The 17,565-nt window shown below is 65.8% G+C and carries 14 protein-coding genes; 10 read left to right on the top strand and 4 right to left on the bottom strand.

What is annotated here, in order from left to right; genetic code table 11:
- Positions 1–52: 52 nt before the first annotated feature.
- Positions 53–1,192, top strand: coding sequence for an aromatic ring-hydroxylating oxygenase subunit alpha (locus tag ACREE8_RS08525; RefSeq protein ID WP_431572558.1), 1,140 nt, complete (start codon positions 53–55; stop codon positions 1,190–1,192).
- A 3-nt stretch (positions 1,193–1,195) separates the two neighbouring features.
- Here the strand turns inward: ACREE8_RS08525 and ACREE8_RS08520 are convergent, their stop codons facing one another.
- On the bottom strand, positions 1,196–2,986 hold the full coding sequence (locus ACREE8_RS08520) for an adenylate/guanylate cyclase domain-containing protein (RefSeq protein ID WP_431572557.1): 1,791 nt from the start codon (positions 2,984–2,986) through the stop codon (positions 1,196–1,198).
- Positions 2,987–3,175: 189 nt separating this feature from the next.
- Between ACREE8_RS08520 and ACREE8_RS08515 the strand changes: the two genes are divergently transcribed.
- Positions 3,176–3,367 (top strand): hypothetical protein, encoded by a 192-nt coding sequence (locus tag ACREE8_RS08515; RefSeq protein ID WP_431572556.1) that lies wholly within the window; start codon positions 3,176–3,178, stop codon positions 3,365–3,367.
- 25 nt (positions 3,368–3,392) lie between these two features.
- Here the strand turns inward: ACREE8_RS08515 and mscL are convergent, their stop codons facing one another.
- A complete protein-coding gene (mscL, locus tag ACREE8_RS08510; RefSeq protein WP_431572555.1) occupies positions 3,393–3,818 on the bottom strand; it encodes a large conductance mechanosensitive channel protein MscL in 426 nt (141 codons plus the stop codon).
- A 201-nt stretch (positions 3,819–4,019) separates the two neighbouring features.
- Positions 4,020–5,297, bottom strand: a complete 1,278-nt coding sequence (locus ACREE8_RS08505) for a TAXI family TRAP transporter solute-binding subunit (RefSeq protein ID WP_431572554.1) — start codon at positions 5,295–5,297, stop codon at positions 4,020–4,022.
- Between the two features lie 753 nt (positions 5,298–6,050).
- Here ACREE8_RS08505 and ACREE8_RS08500 point away from each other — a divergent pair.
- The 4 genes from ACREE8_RS08500 (at position 6,051) to ACREE8_RS08485 (ending at position 12,033) form a co-directional block, all read left to right on the top strand.
- Positions 6,051–7,100 (top strand): helix-turn-helix domain-containing protein, encoded by a 1,050-nt coding sequence (locus ACREE8_RS08500; RefSeq protein ID WP_431572553.1) that lies wholly within the window; start codon positions 6,051–6,053, stop codon positions 7,098–7,100.
- Between the two features lie 195 nt (positions 7,101–7,295).
- Complete coding sequence (locus ACREE8_RS08495) at positions 7,296–8,564, top strand: efflux RND transporter periplasmic adaptor subunit (RefSeq protein ID WP_431572552.1); 1,269 nt, start codon at positions 7,296–7,298, stop codon at positions 8,562–8,564.
- Positions 8,565–8,617: 53 nt separating this feature from the next.
- On the top strand, positions 8,618–10,555 hold the full coding sequence (locus ACREE8_RS08490; protein WP_431572560.1) for a MacB family efflux pump subunit: 1,938 nt from the start codon (positions 8,618–8,620) through the stop codon (positions 10,553–10,555).
- 5 nt (positions 10,556–10,560) lie between these two features.
- Positions 10,561–12,033, top strand: coding sequence for an efflux transporter outer membrane subunit (locus ACREE8_RS08485; RefSeq protein WP_431572551.1), 1,473 nt, complete (start codon positions 10,561–10,563; stop codon positions 12,031–12,033).
- A 20-nt stretch (positions 12,034–12,053) separates the two neighbouring features.
- Here ACREE8_RS08485 and ACREE8_RS08480 read toward each other — a convergent pair whose 3' ends face one another.
- Positions 12,054–12,488: a response regulator gene (locus ACREE8_RS08480; RefSeq protein ID WP_431572550.1), complete on the bottom strand. Its 435-nt coding sequence runs from the start codon at positions 12,486–12,488 to the stop codon at positions 12,054–12,056.
- 404 nt (positions 12,489–12,892) lie between these two features.
- On the opposite strand from ACREE8_RS08480, the gene kdpF reads away from it, so the two are divergent.
- From kdpF to kdpC, 4 genes are read left to right on the top strand one after another with little or no spacing between them, the layout of a single operon-like run.
- Complete coding sequence (gene kdpF, locus ACREE8_RS08475; protein WP_431572559.1) at positions 12,893–12,979, top strand: K(+)-transporting ATPase subunit F; 87 nt, start codon at positions 12,893–12,895, stop codon at positions 12,977–12,979.
- 9 nt (positions 12,980–12,988) lie between these two features.
- Positions 12,989–14,716: a potassium-transporting ATPase subunit KdpA gene (gene kdpA, locus ACREE8_RS08470; RefSeq protein ID WP_431572549.1), complete on the top strand. Its 1,728-nt coding sequence runs from the start codon at positions 12,989–12,991 to the stop codon at positions 14,714–14,716.
- A gap of 10 nt (positions 14,717–14,726) precedes the next feature.
- Positions 14,727–16,820, top strand: a complete 2,094-nt coding sequence (gene kdpB / locus ACREE8_RS08465; RefSeq protein ID WP_431572548.1) for a potassium-transporting ATPase subunit KdpB — start codon at positions 14,727–14,729, stop codon at positions 16,818–16,820.
- A 15-nt stretch (positions 16,821–16,835) separates the two neighbouring features.
- Positions 16,836–17,432, top strand: coding sequence for a potassium-transporting ATPase subunit KdpC (gene kdpC, locus ACREE8_RS08460; RefSeq protein WP_431572547.1), 597 nt, complete (start codon positions 16,836–16,838; stop codon positions 17,430–17,432).
- The last annotated feature ends 133 nt before the right edge of the window (positions 17,433–17,565 follow it).

Below are 17,565 nucleotides of genomic sequence, written 5' to 3'. Positions count from 1 at the left end.
CTCTTAAGCGGTGCAGGCAGGCTCTACGCGGAATCCACAGGGGGAGGTTGCAATGGGTGATTATCCAACCAAGCAACAATTCGCGGCCATCAGTCACGGATATCACTCGGATCCAAGTCAGTCGCTTTCGCTTAACGCCGACGCTTATACCGATCCGCGCTGGTATCAGGTCGACCTGCGAGAAATCATCTCAAAGACTTGGCAATGGGTATGCCACGCCGAGAAGCTCCGGCAGCCGGGCTCCTTCGTCACGACTGAAATCGCCGAAAAGCCGATCGCAGTCGTCAGAGATCGCGACGGTGTTCTGCGCGCGTTTTATAACGTCTGCAAGCATCGAGCGCACAAGCTGCTCAGCGGCGAGGGCAACACGACGAGGATAATGTGCCCGTACCATGCTTGGACCTACCGGTTGAGCGGGGAGTTGCTCCGGGCGCCGCACACCGAGCACCTTCAGCATTTCGATCCCAAGGCAATCTCGCTCGAGCCGGTTCAGGTGGAAGAGTTCTGCGGATTCATCTATGTGAACCTCGACGCCAAATCACCTTCACTCGGCAAGCTCTCCGGCAATCTCGAGAACGAGATTCGACACTGGGCTTCCGACATCGACACGCTGACGTTCGGCCACCGGCTGACCTACGACATCAAGTCGAACTGGAAAAATGTCGTCGACAACTTCCTTGAATGCTATCACTGCCCAATATCGCACAAAGACTTTTGTACGCTGGTTGACATGGACACATACAAAGTCACCACGCACGGCATCTACTCAAGTCATATGGCGGACGCTGGCAAGCAAGCGAACCGGGCTTATGACACCTCGAACGCCAAGGTCCGCACCCATGCCGTATGGTGGCTGTGGCCGACGACCTGCCTAATGCGCTATCCAGGTCGTAGCTCGATGATTGTTCTCAACATCGTGCCCGCAGGCCCGGACCGTACGTTCGAGACCTACGACTTCTTCCTCGAAACACCAGAACCGGACGAAACCGAAAAAGCGGCGATCGAGTACCTCGACAAGGTTCTTCAGGTCGAGGACATCGGCCTCGTCGAGAGCGTACAGCAGGGCATGAACACACCCGCCTTTCAGCAGGGCCGGATCGTCTACGATCCCAGTGGGTCGGGCAAGTCGGAGCATGGGCTCCATCATTTTCACGGCTTGGTTCTCGACGCATACGCTGGAGCAGCCGCCTAAGTCTCAGATCGGCAGGCCGGCGCTGCGCAGCCCTTCGCGGAAATGCGCGACATCGGCGTCGCGCTTGAAGGGCAGGCTGTCCACCAGCCAATTGACATGATCGGCCGGCGTCGCCTTCGGATCGCCGGCCCAGCTCTGTTGCGCCTGGCTCAGGAAGGCGGTGGCTTGCGCCTGCGCTTCCTCCTTGCGGCCGGCTTTGGCCGCGGCCGCGGCATGCCACAAGGCGGAATGCGGATAGAGCTCGCCGATCGAGCCATAGATCGCGAGTGCCGGCTCATATTGCTGCGCGATGAAATGGATCACCGCCTTGTCCGAGAGATACCAGTCCGGGCAATAGGGGTTGAGCCGTAGCGCCGCCTCGGCCATCTCGAGGCCGGCCTCGGGTTCGCCGAGGAAGGCGTGGGCCGTCGCCCGCGACATGGTGACTTCGGCATCGTTCGGATTGAGCTCGTCGGCGATGGTCCAATGTTTGACCGCCCGGTCGAACTCGCGTCGCATCATATGGACCCAGCCCAGGATGACATGGGGCTGCGCATCGCTCTCGTCGAGCTCGACCGATTTGCGGGCATGCTCCAGGGCTTCCTCGAGGAACGGCTCGCGCGGCTGGCCCCAGGCCCCCACCAGCAGCTCCATATAGCAGAGCTCGGCGAGGCCGGCATGGGCGCGCGCATAGCGCGGATCGGTTGCCAGCGCCTTCTCATAGAGCGCCTTGGCCTCGGCATGACCCTCGGCGGTGCCCAGCTCATGCGCGTTCGTCGCGGCCAGCCAGTATTCATAGGCTTGCAGGCTGTCGGGCGGCTTGCGGCGGGCCATTTCCAGGTCGGCGCGCTGCAGCCGGTTGACCAGCCGCCCCACGATCGCGCGCGTGACTTCGTCCTGCAGCGCGAACAGCTCGGCCGCCTCCTTGTCGTAGCGCTCGGCCCAGACATGGTGGCTGGTGGCGGTCTCGATCAACTGCACCGTGACCCTGATCTTGCCACCGGCGCGGCGCAGGCTGCCTTCGAGCAGATAGCGCACGCCGAGCTCGCTGCCGATCCGGCGCACATCGGCCGGCCGGTGGCGATAGAGGAAGGAGGAATCGCGCGCGATCACGAACAGGGAATGGAAGCGCGACAGATCGATGATGATGTCCTCGGCCATGGCATCGCACAGCATCGCCTGCGCCGGATCGCTGCTCAGATTGTCGAAGGGCAGCACGGCGATCGAAGGCCGGTCCGGCAAGGTGAGATCGCGCCGGACGCTGCGCGTCGGGTTGACACCCTCGCGCGCCCGGTCCAGCGCATGGAGATGCAACGGGCGGGCGATGTTCTTGAGGCGATGCTCGCCCAGATCGATGAAGGTGAAGGGCACCTTCCCGTTCACCTGGCGCATCGCGTCGTCGCTCAGCACCACGCCGCCCGGCGTCGCCACCGCCTCGATGCGCGACGCGATATTGACGCCGTCGCCCAGCAGATCGTCGGCCACGGCCAGCACGTCGCCCATATTGATGCCGACGCGGAACTCGAGACGGCGGTCGGCCGCCACTCCGCGGTTGAAGGTCGCGATCTGTTCCTGCATCGCGGCGGCACAGCGCACCGCCTCGACCACGCTGGGGAATTCCGCCAGGAGTCCGTCGCCCATGGTCTTGAAGACCCGCCCGCCATGGGAAACGATCAGCGGATCGATGGTGTCGCGGCGATGGCGTGTCAGGGCCGCCACCGTCCCGTCCTCGTCGATCTCGATGAGGCGGCTGAAGCCGACCACGTCGGCGGCCAGGATTGCCGCCAATCGTCGCCGGGTTTCGCTCATCACCATGCCACGCTCCGCCGCCCGGAAAGGGGTTTGACTTTAGTCCGCCGTAACCGGCTACTCAATCGCAGCGCCGGAAGCCCGTACGCCCCGGCGACTTGTCCCGCCGGCCTCCGATACTCCATGCTCGGGTCGAACCGTTTCGCGGGTCCCGGGCGGCCTCTTCCCTCACCCGTGCCAGGGGAATTCGACGTCATGATCGAGCTGATGATCGACCAGTGGACTCATCCCGATGGCAGCCTCCGCTATCTGTGGTCGGTCTGGCGGAGCGGCAAGCGGATCGGCCTCGGCGACAGCACGCCGACATCGGAGGCCGCCGAGACCGCCGGGCGGCTCTGGTGTCAGAAGAACCTCGCCCAACCCCCGGATCGCGTGACGAGACTGTGACGCCCGCAACCTGCCACCCCAAAGCCTACTGACGCGCCTTCAGCAGGTCGCGGATTTCGGTCAGCAACACTTCCTCGCGGGGCGGCGGAGGGGGCGCGGCAGGGGCCGCCGGCTTCTTGCCGAGGGTCTGCAGCTTGTTGACCTGCTTAACCAGCAGGAACACGGCGAAGGCGACGATCAGGAACTTGATGATCGCATTGATGAAGAGCCCGTAATTGATGGTCGGGACTCCAGCCGCCTGTGCAGCCTTGAGCGTCGCAAAATCGCCGCCCTTGAGACTGATGAAGAAATCCGAGAAGTCGATCCCCCCCAGGAGCACGCCGATGGGCGGCATCAGCAGGTCATTGACCAGCGAGCCGACGATCGCGGTGAAGGCCGCGCCGATGATGATGCCGACGGCCATGTCGATGACATTGCCGCGGCTGATGAAGGTCCGGAATTCCTGAAACATGTCGATTTCCCCTTTTGACGGCCGGCGGCGCCTGCCCCTCGTCCTGCCACCGTCGGGCCCCGCGGCGGGCGGTCCGGCAAGCACAACCGCTCCCTTGAATGTGGAGTGCAATCGGGGCGCGGGCAACGGGCTTGCGGCGGCGGCCCCGAAAACGCCCAAAAGGCGGGGGAAGTCCTGTTTGGCCTCTCGGCCGGCCAGCGGTTATAGGGCTGGCTTCCTGCCCTGCAGCTGGGAGCGCACCCAATGGATATGCAGGCGCAAATGATAGAGATCCTCGGCATAGGCCAGCGGGATCTTCAGGCCGCTCAGCTCCTGTTGCAGCTTGTCGAGCTCGCCCGACAGGAGCGCATGGTCCGCCCCTTCCGCCAGGGCCGCCATTTCGATGCGGCGCAGCTGCCGATAGCGCTTGAAGAGCTTGCGCTGGATCTGCCAGCGATAGAGCGGTGGCCCCAACCGGAACAGCGGGATCATCAAGGTCAGGATCGGCACCAGCAGGATCAGCAGGCGGTCGGCCCAGACCGCGGCCCAGAACGGCAGATAGCGGTAGAAGAAAGAAGGTCCCTTCTCGAGAAAGCGGGCGGCGTCGGAATCGAGCGGATAGTCCACAAAGGTCGCCGAGGGGAAGCGGCCCTCGGGCGCGAAATCCTGCCGCGGCCGGTGAACCTTGGCGATCGCTTCCAGCAGCAGATGCACGAGCGCCGGATGGAGGTCTTTGTGGATCACGAGCTGGGCCGCCGGCGCCACCATGGTGATGTCGTTTCGTGGCAGATCGTGCGGCAGGTCGATCGTGCCGGCAGGCAAGGTCACCTCCGACAGGAACGGCAGCGCATAGCGGAACGCAGGCGCCCGCACGAAATCCATCAAGACCAGATCATGGTCGGCGGCGAGCTTGGCCAATAACGGGCTGATGCGCGCGCTCACGAAGAAGGCGGCGTCCAGATCGCCGGTCTCGAGTTGGGCCGCAGCCTGATCGCCCCCGACCTCGACCAGCTCCGCGTCGCTGGGACCGACACCGCTCGCCGCCAGGAGTTGTCGCGCGACGATCTGCGTTCCGCTGCCCGGTTGGCCGATGGCAATGCGACGATCGGCGAGGTCGGTCAAACGCCGCGCCCGGCTGCCCTCGCGCGTGAACACCCATACCGGTTCAAAGAACAGGCTGCCAAGATCGCGCAGGTCGGGCTGCAGATCGGCGCTGCCGACGCCGCCCTGGATCAGCGCGGCGTCGACCTCGCTCTTCGGATCCATCAACAACGCAAGATTGGCCACGGTCCCTTCGGTCGGAACGAGGTCGACCGTGATTCCCTCATCGGCCAGGATCTTTCGATAGCGCTCACCTATATCGGCATAGGCGCCGCCTGTCACACCCGTCGCCAGCTTCATCGACCGCGGCGGGAGCGGCGCCATGTATTGCACCGCAATATAGAACCCGACCGCAACCAGCAGCAGGATCAGTCCGTAGACTCGGAAAAATTCCCGCACGAGCTGTTGCCCTTCCCCATCGCGCGCCGGGGCGCAAAGCCGCACCATCCCAGGCTCGCGAAGCTTAACTCAAGCCGAAGACGATGGGACAGGCCCTGGAATCGGCCGACCGGGCGTGAGAGCGGGCTTCGTGATCACAATCGGCGACCCTCTTCGTCTCATGGCGACGGAAGCGCGTGGCTGCGAGACCGGGCGGTGCTGCCGATCATGGTTAAAGCACGCCATTTCCGCATCGCGCAGAGCGGATCGCCCGTGAGTCACGGGAGTCATTCGCGAATTGTATCGGCGCCATGCGCATCGCCAGTTGCGATCATCGGCTTACGTGAGTATAGAATCTGACGGAATTTTTCCCGGCCCACGTCCGACTCACGATCGACATCGCGCCATGGACGGGACCTCACATTGACGCCACGACCCGCAGGACGACGCTGCGCTCGATTTGATTGGACCCTTTGCCAGTGCGCTTACCATTTTCATCGGCCCCGCCTGCATTTCAGACCGAGAGCGCCCCGTGACGGACATATGTCCGCCATCGTGGAGTGGCGACCGGAAATAAGAAAATATTCTTATGTCGGGCGATGTCGTCGTCGCTCCTGACGCCGCCGTCAAATTCCGCATAGATCGAATTGACTACGCAATAGACCCTATGCCGGAACAAACGAAACAGAGGACTGGCCTAAGCAAGTGCCCATCGTGAAGGACCTCGATCGCGGCTGATCGAGTGTCCCATCAATCAAGGGGGTGATCCGTGACATGCAAAAGCAGGGCCGGCCGATAGAAAGCGCGATCGTCTGCGTCGGCCCGGCCTCTGTCGAGCAGGAAGCCATCCGTGGTTTGCTCGCGCAGTTGCGGACCGAAGGCGAGGTCGAATCGGCAGACACGGTGGCGGCGATTGCTGCCCGCATCGACGCGGGCGAAGCGCCGGCCATGCTGCTCGTGCTCGATTCCGCCGCCGCCGAAGCCGCCGACGGTTGGATCAGCGCGCTGCGCGTCCGGCTGCCGCGTCTGCTGGTCGCCATCTATGGCAGCTTCGACGATCTGGCCGTCCAGACCTGGCTGCGCCACGGCGTCGACGCGCTGATCGAGCGCAACACCCCGGCCAACAGCGTGCTCGAGACGATCGCCTTCGTGCTGGCCGGCAACCGTTACATCTCGCCGGGCCTGTTCCTCGTCGGCAGCCGGCGGGATGCGCCGAGCGGCCTGCTCGCCAGCGGCGGCTGGCGGTCCTTCCTGCTCGAGGACCTGCCGGTCCCGATGCTCATCATCCAGGGGGAACGGTTCGTCTATGCCAATGCGACGGCCAAGACGATCCTGGCCGTCGATGATGACGAGATCGGACGGATCCGCTTCTGGGATCGTATCGCCGATTCGCGCCGCCAGGAGGTCCGCGATCTGGTCCTGGGATGGCAGCGGGGCGAGCCGGTCCAGTCGCGCATGCCGGTGACCTTCACCGGGGCCAGCGGGAAGGCCATTCCGACCGAATGGTTCTCGTCGATCACCCGGATCGCCGGCCGGGCGGCCGTGGTCGCGATCTGCACCCCGACCCCCGAAGGCGGCGAGGGCCGCACCGGCGGCGATCGCAGCAACAGCGCCGCCATGCAGCGCCCGACACTCACCCTGCGCCAGAACGACATCCTGGCCTTGCTCGCGAACGGGGCCTCGAACAAGGAAATCGCGCGCCGGCTGGAGCTGTCCGAAGCCACCGTCAAGCTCCATGTCCACCGCATCCTGCGCGTGCTGGGCGGCAAGAACCGGACCGAGGCGGCCCATCTGGCGCGGACCCTGGGGCTGCTCGATCGCTGACCGGGGCGTCACCCCGATTCATTGCCTATAATTTAGACTTTTCAATCTCTTGGGCTTCCGGCCGCAGGATTCGCGGACCTGTCCCGTGTGGCTTTTGGAACAGGATGACCAAGACGACAGGCCCTCACCCCGCATCCCGCCGATGCGGGCCTCGATCGAGGGACCCTTTCGAACCGGATGGCCCGAAAGACCCCCATGAACGACACCCTGCTGGTGAGCAAGCCCCCGCGCGCGGAGGGTCCTGCCCGGACCCAGACCGCGCGCCGACTGGCCTCCCCGGCCGGCAAGCCCAAGCGGCGCAGCCGGCTCTGGCTGGCCTTGCTGCTGGTCGCGATGATCGCCGGCGGCGGTGCCGCAGCCTGGCATTTCGCGCGCGCCTCGACCTCGCCGACCCATGTCCCCACCGTCGCCGTGACCAAGGGCGATCTCGAAGCCTCGCTGACCGCGGTCGGTGCGCTGCAGCCGAAGAACTATGTCGATGTCGGCGCCCAGGTGTCAGGCCAGCTGCAGTCGCTCCATGTCACTTACGGCTCGGAAGTGAAGAAGGGCGACCTCCTGGCCGAGATCGATCCGACCGTTTTCGGCGCCAAGGTCGCTTCGGAGCAGGCGCAGCTTCGGATCCTGCAGGCGCAGATCGCCGAGCAGAAGGCCCAGCTCGTCCTGGCGCAGTGGCAGAACGCCCGCAACCAGCGCCTTTATAAGCAGAACGCCGTCAGCCAGGACGTACTGCAGACCGGCGAAGCCAACGAGGCGGTCGCCCGCGCCCAGATCGCGGCGCTGCAGGCCCAGCTGGAGCAGGCGCAGTCGACCCTCGATGGCGACCTCGCCAATCTGCAATACACCAAGATCTACGCGCCCATCGACGGCACCGTGGTCTCGATCTCGGCACAGCAGGGGCAGACCCTGAACGCCAACCAGTCGGCGCCGGTGATCCTGCGGATCGCCGACCTCAACACCATGACCGTCTGGGCGCAGGTCGCCGAGGCCGACATCGTCAAGGTCAAGACCGACATGGCGGTGCATTTCAGCACGCTCGGCATGCCCGACCGCCAGTGGACGGGCATCGTCCGCCAGATCCTGCCGACGCCCGAGGTGATCAACGACGTCATCCTCTATGACGTGCTGATCGACGTCGCGAATCCCGACCATGCGCTGATGACACAGATGAGCGCCCAGGTCTTCTTCGTGCTGGGCGAAGCCAAGGATGCGCTACTGGTACCGGTGGCGGCCCTCGAGCCGATGACCGCCGTCGCCGGCGATACGCAGGCCGGCACGCCCTACAAGGTCAAGGTTCGCACCGCCGACGGCATCGTCACCCGCGAGATCAGGGTCGGCCTCAGCGATCGCGCCAATGCGGCCGTGATCGCCGGCCTCGCCGAAGGCGACCATGTGGTCCTGCCGACGGCGTCGGGCACGGGCCAGAGCACGACCCGCAACCAGCCGCCGGCGAGGCTCGGGTTTTGAACGCGATCAACCAGACCTTCACGTCAGGCGGCGCGGCCTTCGACCCGGACGTCCTGACCGAGCCGCTGATCGAGCTGGAGGATGTCTCCAAGCTCTATCCCAGCGGCGACGGGGCGCTGGTGGCGCTCGACCGGGTGTCGCTGACGATCCGGCGCGGCGAATATGTCGCCATCATGGGCCAGTCGGGCTCGGGCAAGAGCACGCTGATGAACCTGATCGGCTGTCTCGACCGCCCGACCAGCGGCACCCTCAGGATCGCGGGCCGCGACGTGGCGGAACTCGACAGCGACGAGCTGGCGGAGCTGCGCCGCAACGTCTTCGGTTTCGTGTTCCAGCGCTACAACCTGCTGGCCACGGTCACGGCCTCCGAGAATGTCGAGATGCCGGCGATCTATGCGGGCCTGCGCCATCATGAGCGCGCCGAGCGCGCCAAGCTCTTGCTGGAGCGGCTGGGGCTGGGCGAACGCGGGCATCACCGGCCAAGCCAGCTTTCGGGCGGCCAGCAGCAGCGCGTCTCGATCGCGCGCGCCCTCGTCAATGGCGCCGAGGTGATCCTCGCCGACGAGCCGACCGGCGCGCTCGACAGCCACAGCGGCCAGGAAGTGCTGGCGCTGCTGCGCGAGCTCAACGCCGAGGGCCGCACGATCCTGCTCATCACCCACGACGCCACCATCGCGGCCCAGGCGCGCCGCACCATCCGCATCCATGACGGCCAGATCACAGACGATTCGAAGCCCGACAGCGGCGACATCGCCACGGTGACCGACGAAGCGCTGGTGAAACCGCGCCGGGCCGCCGCGGCCCTGCATTTCCTCGAGGCGGTCAAGATGGCGCTGCGCTCGCTGCGCGCCAACCTGTTCCGCACCGTGCTGACCCTGCTCGGCATCGTCATCGGCGTCGCCTCCGTCATCACCATGCTGGCCGTGGGCGACGGGAGCCAGCAGCAGGTGATCGACCGCATCTCCGCCATGGGCACCGATCTGATCCTGGTCCGGCCGGGTGCCCCCAATATGCGCAACACCGGCGACATCGCCACGCTGGTTCCCGACGACGCCGCCGCGATCGCCGGTCTGCCGAATGTCAGCCAGGCCGTGCCGGAGCGCAGCGCCAGCGCCACCCTGCGCCATGGCAATCGCGACTACGCGACCACCGTCGACGGCACCTGGCCCAGCTTCAGCAGTGCGCGCGACTGGCCGGTCGAGGCCGGCACCTTCTTCACCAACGAAGACGTCAAGAGCTATGCCCCCGTCATCGTTCTCGGCCGCACCGTCGCCGACAATCTCTTCGGCGCCGGGGCCAATCCGGTCGGCCAGTATCTGCTGGTCAGCAACATCCCGTTCCAGATCATCGGCGTGATGTCGGCCAAGGGCGCCTCGCCCAACGGCGCCGACCAGGACGATGTCGCCTTCGTGCCGCTCTCGACCGGCTTGATGCGCGTCTTCGGCAAGCAGTATGTGCGCAGCATCACGGTCCGGGTCGACGACGTCGCGAAGATCGACGAGACCCAGGCGGCGGTCACATCGCTGCTGGTCCAGCGCCACAAGACCGAGGACTTCCAGACCCGCAACATGGCCTCGCTGCTGGACACGGTCTCGCAGACGCAAGGCACCCTGACCCTGCTGCTGGGCTCGGTCGCGGCGATCTCGCTGCTGGTGGGCGGCATCGGCGTCATGAACATCATGCTGGTCAGCGTCACCGAGCGCACGCGCGAGATCGGCGTGCGCATGGCCACGGGTGCCCGCATGCGCGACATCCTGCTCCAGTTCAACGCCGAGGCGGTGGTGGTCTGCGGCATTGGCGGCGCCATTGGCGTGCTGCTGGGCCTGCTCGCCAGCCAGATCGCCGGCAGTTTCGGCATCCCCACGCTTCTGTCGCTACCGCCGGCCCTGGCTGCCTTCGGCTGCGCCTTCCTGACCGGCATCCTGTTCGGCTATCTGCCCGCACGCAAAGCCGCGCGGCTGGATCCGGTCGTGGCCCTGTCCGCCGAGTGATGAGCATGCTCCAGAATCTCGACTCCCCGCGCAAACGCCGCCTGCTGCAGGCGGGCTTTCTCAGCCTGGCGCTGGCCTTGGGCGCCTGCAGCCTGGTGCCCGACTATGCCCAGCCGGCCGTGCCGGCACCCGCGGACTGGCGCAACCAGACGGTGACGGTGACGCCGGCCGCCATCTCCGGCGACGCGGCCGCCTCCGTCATGTCGAGCGCCATGCCGGACCAGCTGTCCGATCATTGGTGGACGGCTTACGGCAATGACGAGCTGGACCGCATGGTGGCGACCGCGCGCGACGACAATCACGATCTGCTGGCGGCGATGCGCCGGATCGACCAGGCGCGGGCGCAGGCCAAGGGCGCCGCGGCGCCGCTGTTCCCGACCGTCGAAGCCGACGCCGGCAGCAGCCGAAGCGGCAGCGGCCGGACCTCCGACGTCTCGGTTTCCTACAGCGCGGGCCTGTCGGTGGGCTATGAGCTCGATCTCTGGGGCAAGAACCGCGCGGCGCTCCAGAGCGCGGATGCCAGTTTCCAGGGCAGCGTCTATGACGCGGCGGCGACCGACCTGGTGCTGCAGGACGATGTGGTCACGACCTATCTGACGCTGCTGGCGCTGGGCGATCAGCTGAAGGTGGCACAGTCGAACCTGAAGGATTCGCAAGACACGCTCGCCCTCATCGAGATCCGGTTCAAGGAAGGTGCGGCCTCGGCCCTGGATCTGGCGCAGCAGCGCCAGCAGGTGGCGAGCACGGCTGCCACCATTCCCGCGCTGCAGAACCAGTATGACCAGAACCAGGCGGCCCTCGCCTTGCTGCTGGGGCTGCCGCCGGCCTCGCTCGAGATCCAGAACGCCAGCCTCGATTCGGTGACCTTGCCCGGCATCGCGGCGGGCCTGCCTTCGACCTTGCTCGAGCGCCGCCCCGATCTGCGCAAGGCCGATGCCGATCTGCGGGCGGCCAATGCCGAGATCGGCGTGACGCGCGCCGATTTCCTGCCGACCATCCAGCTCACCGGCAGCGGTGGCCTCGCCAGCGGCGCGCTGACGGCCTTCTTCCAGCCGGAGAGCGCGATCTACAGCCTCGCCGCCTCGCTGCTGGCGCCCTTGTTCGATGGCGGTGCGCGCGAAGCGAACTACGACCAATCCGTCGCCCGCTACAAGGAGCTGGCCGAGACCTATCAGCAGACGGCACTGACCGCCTTCCGCGACGTGGAGGTCGCCCTGTCGGCGCAAAGCACGAGCGCCGCGCAGGAAGCGGCGCTGCAGGAATCGGCGGATCAGGCGCAGGCGGCGCTCACGCTCGCGAACCTGCTTTATCGCGAAGGTGCGACCGACCTGCTGACGGTGCTCGACGCCCAGCGCGCGCAGCTCCAGGCCCAGAACAGCCTGGTGCAGGCGCGTCTCACCCGGCTGCAGGCCGTGGCCGATCTCGCCAAGGCGATGGGCGGCGGCTGGCAGGATCAGCAGGTGGTCGCGGGAATCTAGCGCGGTTGGCCTGAGGGCGGTCAGGGCGTTCGTTTCGAATTATTCAGGCCGTCGTCGGGGCCGGATGCACCCTCGCCGATCGCGGCCAGGAGCTGATGCAGCCGCACCGGCTTGTTGAGGACCATGACGCTGCCGATGCCCTTGGCCTGGCTGAGCCGTTCCGCCAGGCGCCCGTAATGCGGGTTGTAGCCGGTAACCAGCAGCAGGCGCGCCCGGCAACCCTCCTCGCCCAGCCACCGCACGAACTCGACCCCATCCATGACGGGCATCACCACGTCGAGCACGATCACGTCGGGATCGAAGCGCCGATAGACGGCCTTCGCTTCCTCGCCATTGCCCGCCATCTCGACCTGCATGCCGATGCCTTCCGCCGCCTCGCGCACGAAAGCCGCAAAGCGGGGCTCGTCATCGACGACCATGAGGCGACGCGGCGCGGTTGAGGAACCGGGGGTCATGACCTTCCCAGGATAACATCGGCAGAAAACAGGTCGATCCTTCCTTCGGAGGCCCGCCGGACCCTTCCTTGGGGACCCTCGGCGGAGGGCCGACCAGAATGGCGGTCGTTTCTTTATGGGTTCTTTATGCCGGCGGCCGGCCGGCCACATGCGGCTCCTATAGCCGTCCCGCCCCGCTCCCATCGATTTCCTATCGGCATGAGGACATTTCTGTGGCTGCGCCCGGGCCTGCTTGCCCGGGAGCCATTCATATCAGTTTCGCCGGCCTCCGATCGCCGGCTCCAGGCCGGAGAACAATCATGCTGGACGTCTTGATGGTGCTGCTGGGATCGGCGGGATTCGCCCTGATGCTCGGCTATGCCGCGATCTGCACCAGGCTGTAACCGACACCCGGAGCAACCCCAATGTTCGACTATCTCCTCGGCGGCGCCGTCTCGCTCGCCCTCCTCATCTACCTCGTTTACGCGCTCCTGCGCCCCGAGAAATTCTGAGGCTCCATCATGACCGCAAACGGAATTCTTCAGATCGCAATCTACTGCGCGATCATCATGGCCCTGGCAGTGCCGGTGGGCCTTTACATGGCGCGCCTGTTCTCGGGCGAGCGTAATTTCCTCACCCCCATCCTGGGGCCGGTCGAGGCGATCTGTTATCGCATCGCCGGTGTCGACCCCAAGAAGGAACAGCATTGGCTCACTTACGCGTTCGCCATGCTGCTCTTCAACCTGGTCTGCTTCCTCTCGCTCTACGCCCTGCTCCGCTTGCAAGGCTATCTGCCGTTCAATCCGCAGGGCATGGGCGCCATGGCGCCCGACCTCGCCTTGAACACGGCGATGAGCTTCACCACCAACACCAACTGGCAGAACTATGGCGGCGAGACCACGCTGGGCTATTTCGTCCAGATGGCCGGGCTGACCGTCCATAACTTCGCCTCGGCCGCGACCGGCATCGTCATCGCGATCGCGCTGATCCGCGGCTTCGCCCGCCGCTCGGCGCAGACCATCGGCAATTTCTGGGTCGATCTCACCCGCTGCACCCTCTATCTGCTGCTGCCGATCTCGATCGTCGTGGCGCTCTTCATGGTGTGGCAGGGCATGCCGCAGAATCTGAGCGCCTATACCGACGCCACCACGCTCGAAGGCGCGCATCAGTCGATCGCCCAGGGGCCCGTCGCGTCGCAGCTCGTCATCAAGATGCTGGGAACGAACGGCGGCGGATTCTTCAACGCCAACTCCGCCCATCCTTACGAGAATCCCAACGCCATCACGAATCTCGTGCAGATGGTGCTTATCCTCAGCCTCGGCGCCGGCCTGACCATGACCTTCGGGCGCATGGTCGGCAACATGAAGCAGGGTTGGGCACTGTTCGGCGCCATGGGCCTGCTGATGCTGGCCGGTGTCTTCGTGGCCTACTGGGCGGAAGCCGGCGGCAACCCCGCCTTCGCCCATCTTGGCGTCGACCAGGTCGCGAGCTCGCTCCAGGCGGGCGGCAATATGGAGGGCAAGGAAGTCCGCTTCGGCATTGCCAACTCGGCGCTGTTCGCGACGGTCACGACCGATGCGTCTTGCGGTGCGATCAACAGCTGGCATGACAGCATGATGCCGCTGGGTGGGCTTGTCCCCATTGTCAACATGCAGCTGGGCGAGATCATCTTCGGCGGCGTCGGCTCAGGCCTTTACGGCATGCTGCTGTTCGCCATCCTCGCCGTCTTCATCGCCGGCCTCATGGTCGGGCGCACACCCGAATATGTCGGCAAGAAGATCGAATCCCGCGAGGTCAAGATGGCGATGCTCGCCATCCTGGTCCTGCCGCTCTCGATCCTGGGCTTCACCGCGCTGGCGAGCGTCGTGCCCGCCGGCCTGGCGGGGCCGCTCAATGCGGGGCCGCACGGTTTCAGCGAGATCCTCTACGCCTTCAGCTCGATGACGGCCAACAATGGCAGCGCCTTCGGCGGACTCACCGGCAACACCATGTTCTACAACCTGACCGGCACCGTCGCGATGCTGGTCGGCCGGTTCGCCATGATCGTGCCCGTGCTCGCCATTGCCGGCTCGCTTGCCGGCAAGAAGCTGGTGCCCGCCTCGATCGGCACCTTCCCGACCGATAACGGCCTGTTCGTGGCCCTTCTCATCGGCGTCATCCTGATCACCGGTGGCCTGACGTTCCTCCCCGCTGATGCGCTGGGCCCCGTCGTCGAGCACCTGCAGATGCAGGCCGGCTCGCTCTATTGAGGTCAATAACATGAACGACAATAACAAACCCGACAGCTTCACCCCGGCCTCTGCCTCGCGTCGGCGGGCGGTTGCCGGAATCTCGGTGGAGATCCTGAAGGCCGCGGTGTGGGATTCCTGCCGCAAGCTCGATCCCCGCAGCCTGATCCGCAATCCGGTGATGTTCGTGGTGGAGGTCGTCGCGGCTCTCGCCACGGTCATCCTGGTCCGCGACATCGCAGCCGGGAATCCGAGCATCGCCTTCACCGCCCAGATCGCCTTCTGGCTCTGGTTCACCGTGCTCTTCGCCAACTTCGCGGAAGCGGTGGCCGAAGGCCGGGGCAAGGCCCAGGCCGAGAATCTGCGCCGCACCCGCACCCAGACGATGGCCAAGCGCCTGACCGATCCGAAAGGCCGCCAGTTCGAGAGCACGCCCGCGCTCAAGCTCAAGGCGGGCGATGTCGTGCTGGTCGAGGCCGGCGACACCATCCCCAGCGATGGCGACGTGATCGAGGGTATCGCCTCCGTCGATGAATCGGCCATCACCGGTGAATCCGCGCCGGTGATCCGCGAGAGCGGCGGCGACCGCTCGGCCGTCACCGGCGGCACCCGGGTGCTGTCGGACTGGATGAAGGTGCGCATCACCGCGGCCCAGGGCTCGACCTTCCTCGATCGCATGATCGCGCTGGTCGAGGGCGCCGTGCGCCAGAAGACGCCCAACGAGATCGCGCTCAATATCCTGCTCGCGGGCATGACCATCATCTTCATCTTCGCGACGGTGACGATCCCCAGCTTCGCGACCTTCGCCGGCGGCAGCGTGCCCGTCGTCGTGCTGGTGGCCCTGTTCGTGACCCTGATCCCGACCACCATCGGCGCGCTGCTTTCGGCCATCGGCATCGCCGGCATGGATCGCCTGGTGAAGTTCAACGTGCTGGCCATGTCGGGCCGCGCGGTCGAGGCCGCGGGCGACGTGGACACGCTGCTCCTGGACAAGACCGGCACGATCACGCTGGGCAACCGCCAGGCCAGCGAGTTCATGCCGCTGCCGGGCGTCTCCGAGCGCGAGCTCGCCGATGCCGCGCAGCTCGCGAGCTTCAGCGACGAGACGCCCGAGGGCCGCTCGATCGTGGTGCTGGCCAAGGAAAAGTACGGCCTGCGGGGCCGCGAGATGGCGCCGCTCCACGCCGTCTTCGTACCATTCTCGGCCCAGACCCGCATGAGCGGCGTCGACCTCGAGGGCGCCTCCATTCGCAAGGGCGCGGCCGAGTCGATGATCGCCCATGTCCGTACCCTCAACCCGCAGATCCGCGTCCCGCAGGAACTCAACAACCTGGTCGAGGATGTTTCACTCGCGGGCGGTACGCCGCTGGTCGTCGCCAGCGGGGCCCGGCTCCTGGGTGTCATCCATCTCAAGGATATCGTCAAGGGCGGTATCCGCGAGCGCTTCGCGGCGCTGCGCCGCATGGGCATCCGCACCGTCATGATCACCGGTGACAATCCGGTGACGGCGGCGGCCATCGCCGCCGAGAGCGGCGTGGACGATTTCCTGGCCCAGGCGACGCCCGAGGACAAGCTCGCCCTCATCCGCAAGGAGCAGGCCAACGGCAAGCTGGTCGCCATGTGCGGCGACGGCACCAACGACGCGCCGGCGCTCGCACAGGCCGATGTCGGCGTGGCGATGCAGACCGGCACGCAGGCCGCACGCGAGGCCGGCAACATGGTCGATCTCGATTCCGATCCGACCAAGCTGATCGAGGTGGTCATGATCGGCAAGCAACTGCTGATCACGCGCGGCGCCTTGACGACCTTCTCGATCGCCAACGACGTGGCCAAGTACTTCGCCATCATCCCGGCGATGTTCGCGGCCTTTTATCCGAGCCTCAACGTCCTCAACATCATGCACCTGCAGACGCCGCAGAGCGCCATCCTTTCGGCCATCATCTTCAATGCGCTCATCATCATCGCGCTCATTCCGCTGGCCCTGCGCGGCGTCAAATACCGCCCGCAGACCGCAAGCCGGCTGCTGTTCCGCAACCTGATGATCTATGGCGTCGGCGGCGTGATCGTGCCCTTCGTCGGCATCAAGCTGATCGATGTGCTGATTTCCGCTGTCGGCCTCGCCTGAACAAGGATCCCTCCCATGTTGAAAGAACTCCGCCCCGCCCTCCTGCTCCTGCTGCTCCTGACCCTGATCACCGGCGTCATCTACCCGCTGGGGATCACGGGACTGGCGCAGGCGCTCTTCCCCTACCAGGCCAATGGCAGCCTCATCGTCAAGGATGGGGTCGTCATCGGCTCCGAGTTGATCGGCCAGAACTTCGCGACCGAGAAATATTTCCATGGCCGCCCGTCTGTCACAACCGGTACCGACGCAAACGGCAACAGCGTCGCCGCGCCCTACAACGCCGCCAACTCAGCGGGTTCCCAGCTCGGGCCAACCTCGAAAGCGCTGGTGGACCGCGTCACCGCCGATACCGCCGCCCTCCAGGCCGAGAACCCCTCGGTGCCGGTGCCGATCGACCTGGTCACCACCTCGGCCAGCGGCTTCGACCCGGACATCACCCCGGCAGCCGCCCTGTTCCAGGTCCCGCGCGTCGCCAAGGCGCGGGGCCTGAGCGAAGACCAGGTCCGCCAGCTGGTCCAGGACCATATCGAGGGCCGTTTCCTCGGCCTGATCGGCGAGCCCCATGTGAACCTGCTCAAGCTCAACATGGCGCTCGACGCGGCGGGGAAATGACGACGGCGCGCGAGGTCATCCCTTCCCCGATGCTTCGGCGCCGAGTGACGGCCGAAGGTCATGGGCACGGTGCCATCTCACCCTGTCCGCCGACCTTCGGCCGCTCTTTTCCAGTGTTTCCGGAACTGCTGCT

Origin of the sequence: Hypericibacter sp., from assembly GCF_050729195.1 — a bacterium.
GTDB lineage: Bacteria > Pseudomonadota > Alphaproteobacteria > Dongiales > Dongiaceae > Hypericibacter.
The sequence above is the reverse complement of the archived record's forward strand: the minus strand, read 5'-3'. Positions and strand labels throughout refer to the sequence as shown.